The sequence below is a fragment of the Pseudorhizobium xiangyangii genome (assembly GCF_020531965.1).
In the GTDB taxonomy this organism is placed as follows: domain Bacteria; phylum Pseudomonadota; class Alphaproteobacteria; order Rhizobiales; family Rhizobiaceae; genus Neorhizobium; species Neorhizobium xiangyangii.
The window spans coordinates 1-5,682 of sequence record NZ_JAJAWH010000063.1; the positions used below are offsets into that span (position 1 = coordinate 1).

Here is a 5,682-nt window from a genome sequence, read left to right on the forward strand (position 1 = left end):
TGGCTCAACTAAACAAGGTGGTCGACACAGTCTCTTGGAGGAGATGATGGAATACCGCGTACTGGGAAGGTTCGGATTGAAGGGCTCTGCGATTTCCATCGGGACTTTTTTCGGTGGGTAGGAGCGGTCGCCAGAGTTGCTGATCAGGGCGTTGATGATGCTCGTCGGCTCATCGACGCCTCCATTGGTGGCGGGGTGAACCTGTTCGACACGGTGGCGGTGCTACTTTGGCAATCATTCTCTCGGAACGCACCTCAGATCGACGCCATTCTCGCGAGAGATCTTCGCCGAAGGTAAGTCCTGTTTTCCTTTTGGAGAGTGTGGCATGAAGCTTAAGTACTGCTGTCGGCGACGTGCTGGAAAAAAGTTCGGCTTCGCCGCTTCTTGCTTCACGTCTAGCCGCGCGCTTCCACCGCATCCGGCATTACGGTCTGGTCGCGGGCAGTTCTCGAAAGACCAGCGTCGCTCGTGCCCACGAACTCCTCAACGCTGTCCCGCCGCCCGCTGACGACACGGACGAGGAACCAAGCGCCATCCGGCCGCCATGCCTGCGGCGGACGCATGATCACTTTCTAGGTATTCAAGCGGGCGGTAACCGCCTGGACCGCCTGGTAAGGCAGCCACGGACCGGGAGAGTGCATCCCTCTAGAAGGTCCACTCGAAGAAGACCTGGTCGACGGGAACGTAGGCTAGTCCCTAGGGCAGGCGTTCAGCGGGATAAACGTGCTCCCATTCACCACGGAAATCTCAGCAATCATACCTGCAAGCCACCCCGAAGCGCCGGGACTGACAACCGTCGCTGCGATCGGCCACTCGCCGGCAGCGCCAATCCACAAACCCATAGGCTAGAGAATGCCGACCGCGAGTTACTGCGTGAGAAGCTTACGTACGCCTAACGGCCCCCTTAACCATATCAGTGTTGCGAAAGGCTTCTCCGTTATCCAGGAGCTGACGCTGCGCATCTACCGGGAGCCTGTGAAGCACACCTAGCGTAAGATCACGGAATGAGGTTGCCTTTGCGCAGCGCCTCGAAAAGCTCGAAAAAGGCGTCGTCCGTTGGCTGGTAGTCGAGGAAGCCCATCCTCCGGCTCTTGGACATGTCTGTCACGACCTCGATGGGCCGCCCGAGATCGGCATCCGTATGCCACGGCGAGACGAGTTGATCGATGTCGCTTACGGCAAGTCCTTGCTTCTCAGCGATCTCGTGCCAAACAACGGCGTCGCCTGCCATTTGCATCTCGAGGGGACGAACCGTGCCGTCGAACGCTGCCGGCTCGATATCGAACCAGTCGGCGATCCGGCCCCACATCCATTTCCAGCGGAAGACGTCACCGTTGACGACGTTGAAGTCCTCGTTCGCAGCACCCGGCGTCGTTGCCGCCCACAGGAGGTGGCGTGCAAGTTGTGACGCGCTCGTCATGTCCGTCAGCCCGTTCCATTGCATCATGGCGCCCGGAAAATAGAACGGCCGACCGAGGGCTTTGCAGATGGTCGCGTAGACCGCTAGCGTCGTACCCATGTTCATCGCGTTGCCGACTGCCTTACCAATAATCGTGTGCGGCCTGTGGATGCTCCAACTGAAGCCGTCGCGATCGGCGGCTGCAAAAACTTCGTCTTCCTGGGCATAGTAGAAGTTTTCGACGTCGAGCCTCCCCTGATCCTCGCGGAACGGCGTTTGCGGCAAGACCCCCTTCCCATAAGCTTCAAATGGTCCAAGGTAGTGCTTGAGCCCTGTGACGAGCGCAACGTGCTGGACCGAACCCGCTGGGCGCAGTGCGTCGAGGAGGTTCCTCACCATTGCCCGGTTGACCCGGATGTTTTCCGCCTCGGTCGCCTGCCGAAGCCACGAGGAGACGAAGACGTGGGTCGGCGCCATGTCCTGCAGGGCTTCTCCCAGGGATGCTGCGTCGAGCAGATCCGCTTCGATTGTCCTGATACCAGCCATATCCCTTGGGCGGCGGGCAAGAGCCGACACTCCCCATCCGTTTTCCACCAGCAACTCTGACGTGGCGCTGCCGACGATGCCGGTCGCGCCGACAATGAGTGCGTGGTTGACCATGATGGTAGAATCCTTTGAAGGTGGATGAGTCCGGTCGTGACAATGGACATTATTGAGCTTCTACTGAGCCCAAACTCCCAGCAGCCGGATTTGTGCCGCCTATCATCGTCTCAGAAAGACTGAATAGCTGAAAGGACCCGGAATGCTTCATTTCGCTGCGGGTGAGACAGGGATATATCACCGTGGAGGGGCCATCCAACGTTCGATCTCAAGGCGTAGACCTTGCCGGAGTTTGGGAAAATACCAATTCGATCCCACCCTCAATCTGGAGCCTCGAAACGGACTCCGTCATCAAGATACCTTTCGCTCCGCCCGAAGACGACGAGTCTCTGATGCGAAGTCCCGCCTGGTGAAGACGATCTTGCTGCTGCTGCCGCGAGACACGTGCGCAGCGAGGTCACGCGGATTGTGAACTCCCGTTCCGGCCTCGGGATCCTTCATGACGCGGACGAGTTCGAGCAATGAAAGTGCAGTCATTGCGGTTCACTCCGGTCGGCGGAACGCTCGATGGCGTCAATAGTCTCATGCAGCGCGACTGCATCGCGGAAGCTGGGTGCCGAGCGCGTGCCCGAAGGATTGTCCCGCGCCACCAGTGCATAAAGGCGCGCAATATTGCGGGCGACCGAATTGTCCGGCCAGCCGTCATAGGCCGAGGCGGGGGGCGCCAGCGAGGCAAGCTCGCAAGCGTTGCCATTGGCGCCGCGGATCGCCAGTTGCACGATCTGGGCACGGCCGCGCCCGTCACCTGGATTTCGCCTTGCGTGCCGTTGATCTCCCACAGAAGATTGGTCCCGCGAGACATGCCCCCGCGATAATGGATCAAGAACGCTGCTCCGTTTCATGGCGCCATGCACAAGGACCTGATCGTGAGAGGTCCTTAGAATCGTCTCTCCCGTGTCGATGACATTGCGTGGTCTTGCGACGCGTGATCATGCGCGCGGAGATATCATCACCGCAACCACCCAGCACTTCGCGCATCCCGACAAGCGTGTGCCCCAGCTGAATGCTTAGCAGGGTCGCGCCATTGCTCTATTGTAGAGATAGGCGTGTGCGGCGTCGGTCTCTGCTGTCCACTGACCGCCGCTGCCGACGAGCGTCGTCGAGAGCACCTCGCAATCATAACCGTCCGCGATGAAGTTGACGGAGATATTCGACTTCCGGGGCGACGCGCATCTGCGTGCCGAAGGAACGCCGCCGACGCGTTCGAACTGCACCATGTGTTCGAGAATGCGTGGGCCCTGGTCAATTCCCCTGAGATCGATCTGGTCGTCATCACTGTTAAGGTTCCGTATCACCACGAAATGGTGACGGCGGCGCTTGCGGATCGGCGCCGCCTTTGTTCACGATAAGGCCGGCGAATATGGTACGACTCCGAAGCGGGTCGAGGTTGAACGCCAGTAAGTACGTCTGTTGCGAATGCCGCTGGGCAACGGACTAGCCGAGGCATGCGATCTCGCCGATCTCTCCGATCTCGCCGAGGCGAAGGGTGTAGTGGCTGCAGTTTGATGACAGCTTATAGCGGAGGGTGCAGGTAATCATGCAGTCGGCGGGGATTATTAAGTTCTCTGCGACCGACTCTTGAAATTTACCAGTTCCAAAACCATCTGTTGCGCGGTTTTTGCCAAACGGGGATTATCGATGACGACAGTAAAAGAGCGGCCGCGCGAGCAACACGTTTTCGAAGCCGATGTCAGCCGGCTCCTGCATATGATGGTACATTCTGTCTACTCGGACAGAGATGTCTTCCTTCGGGAATTGATCTCGAATGCGGCCGATGCCTGCGAGAAGCTGCGCTATGAGTCGATTTCTAAGCCGCAGCTCTCGGCCGACGGGGTCCCCTCCGCCATTCTTGTAAGCCTTAACGAGGAGGCATTGACACTTGTCGTCGAGGACAATGGTATCGGCATGAGCCGCGACGAAATGATCGATGCGCTCGGCACCATCGCGCGCTCCGGAACGAAGGCATTCATGGAGCGGCTTGAGAATGCCAAGGCCGGCGAGAAGGCTGAGCTGATCGGTCAGTTCGGCGTCGGGTTCTATTCTTCCTTCATGGTTGCCGACCGGGTCGATGTTATCTCAAGACGCGCCGGTGAGGAGGATGCCTGGAAATGGTCGTCAGACGGCAAGGGAAGCTATGACGTTGGCGCGGTTGATATTGAAGAGGCGCCGGCCCGAGGCACGCGTGTAGTGCTCCATCTCATGGTCGACGCAACGAAATACACCAGCAAATGGACGGTTGAGAAAATCATTCGTGATCAGTCCGGCCACGTGCCTGTTCCTATCCGCCTCATTGAGAAAGATGGTGCCGAGCCATCTGAGGTCTCCGATGGCGCTGCTCTTTGGACAAAGCCGAAGAGCGAGATATCCAAGCAGGACTATGACGATTTCTACCGTGGTGTATCGGGCCAGTTCGATGAGCCGCTAGCCAGTGTTCACTTTCGTGCCGAGGGCCGTCACGAATATACGACGCTCGCTTTTATCCCAGGTTCTCCGCCCTTTGATCTATTTGATCCGGATCGCCAAGGCCGCATGAAGCTCTATGTCAAGCGGGTCTTTATTACCGATGAGGCCGAGTTGCTGCCGCGCTATCTGCGTTTCGTGCGCGGAATAGTCGACACGGCGGACTTGCCCCTCAACATCTCACGAGAGATGATCCAGGAAAGTCAGATACTTTCTGCTATCAAAAAGGGTGTCACGAGCAGGATCCTCACCACCCTGGAAAAATTGGCCGAAGGCGAAGCCGATACCTTTTCGAAGTTCTGGGGGCTGTTTGGCGCCATCCTGAAGGAAGGGATCTACGAAGACTTCGAGAAGCGCTCGCAGTTGCTGAAACTAGCACGCTTCCACAGCACTGTGTCGGATGAAGCAACGCGCAGTCTTGCGGATTATTTGGCCGCCATGAAGGAAGGGCAGTCGGCGATCTATTACATCAGCGGCTCCAGCCTTGATCAATTGAAATCGTCGCCACAGCTGGAGGGTTACCGGGCCAAGGGCATCGAAGTACTGCTGCTCACTGATGGCGTCGACAACTTCTGGCCGACCAATGTCTCCGATTTCGAGGGCAAGCCTTTCAAGTCGGTCACCCAAGGTCTTGCAGACCTGAATGATGTTGCCGGCGAGGGAGGCCCTAGCGACGGGGATCTGCAAGCTTCGCCCGATGTTGCGGCATTTATCGATTTCACACGTGGTATTCTTGGGGAGGCGGTTGCCGACGTGCGTGTCTCCGATCGATTGACCGAGAGTGCAGTCTGCCTTGTCGCCTCGGAACATGGCCCAGATCGTCAGCTCGAAAAAATCCTTCAAGGGGCAGGTCGATTGCAGACCGCCTCAAAGCCGATCTTGGAGATCAATGCGCAAAGCCAACGTGTGAAAAACATCGCATCGATGGACGATCCGGCGTTTCGCGAGGATGCAGCGTGGCTTTTGCTCGACGAAGCACGCATTCTTGACGGCGACAAACCAGCCAATCCGCGCGCGTTTACCGAAAGGCAGGCTAGGCTGTTTGCGCTTGCGATCGGGCAACGCAACTAACTTCCCGCGGCGAGGCGGATTTCAGCTGCCTCGCCGGAAGCTTCGGCCGATCACGGGGCACTCAGCGTCATGGTTCTTCTCGATCTCGCATG

5 protein-coding genes and 1 pseudogene are annotated in these 5,682 nt (G+C 58.1%); 3 read left to right on the forward strand and 3 right to left on the reverse strand.

Annotated features, from left to right (window positions below; all coding sequences use genetic code 11):
- Positions 1-372 precede the first annotated feature (372 nt).
- Positions 373-649: pseudogene (locus LH464_RS25025) on the forward strand (transposase); the annotation flags it as partial.
- A 348-nt stretch (positions 650-997) separates the two neighbouring features.
- On the opposite strand, the gene LH464_RS23920 reads toward LH464_RS25025, so the two are convergent.
- From LH464_RS23920 to LH464_RS23930, 3 genes are all read right to left on the reverse strand, one after another.
- Entirely contained in the window at positions 998-2,059 is a 1,062-nt protein-coding gene (locus LH464_RS23920) for an SDR family oxidoreductase (RefSeq protein WP_226788908.1), read from the reverse strand.
- A 291-nt stretch (positions 2,060-2,350) separates the two neighbouring features.
- Complete coding sequence (locus LH464_RS23925) at positions 2,351-2,536, reverse strand: hypothetical protein (protein WP_226788909.1); 186 nt, start codon at positions 2,534-2,536, stop codon at positions 2,351-2,353.
- Positions 2,533-2,838 carry a hypothetical protein gene (locus LH464_RS23930; RefSeq protein WP_226788910.1) on the reverse strand — a complete coding sequence of 102 codons (306 nt, stop codon included), beginning with the start codon at positions 2,836-2,838 and terminating at the stop codon, positions 2,533-2,535. Before LH464_RS23930 ends, LH464_RS23925 begins: the two co-directional genes overlap by 4 nt.
- Positions 2,839-3,105: 267 nt before the next feature.
- On the opposite strand from LH464_RS23930, the gene LH464_RS24960 reads away from it, so the two are divergent.
- Together LH464_RS24960 and htpG are read left to right on the forward strand one after the other, a co-directional pair.
- Positions 3,106-3,408 (forward strand): hypothetical protein, encoded by a 303-nt coding sequence (locus tag LH464_RS24960; RefSeq protein WP_390625049.1) that lies wholly within the window; start codon positions 3,106-3,108, stop codon positions 3,406-3,408.
- A 289-nt stretch (positions 3,409-3,697) separates the two neighbouring features.
- Positions 3,698-5,590 (forward strand): molecular chaperone HtpG, encoded by a 1,893-nt coding sequence (gene htpG, locus LH464_RS23940; protein WP_226788912.1) that lies wholly within the window; start codon positions 3,698-3,700, stop codon positions 5,588-5,590.
- Positions 5,591-5,682 lie beyond the last annotated feature (92 nt).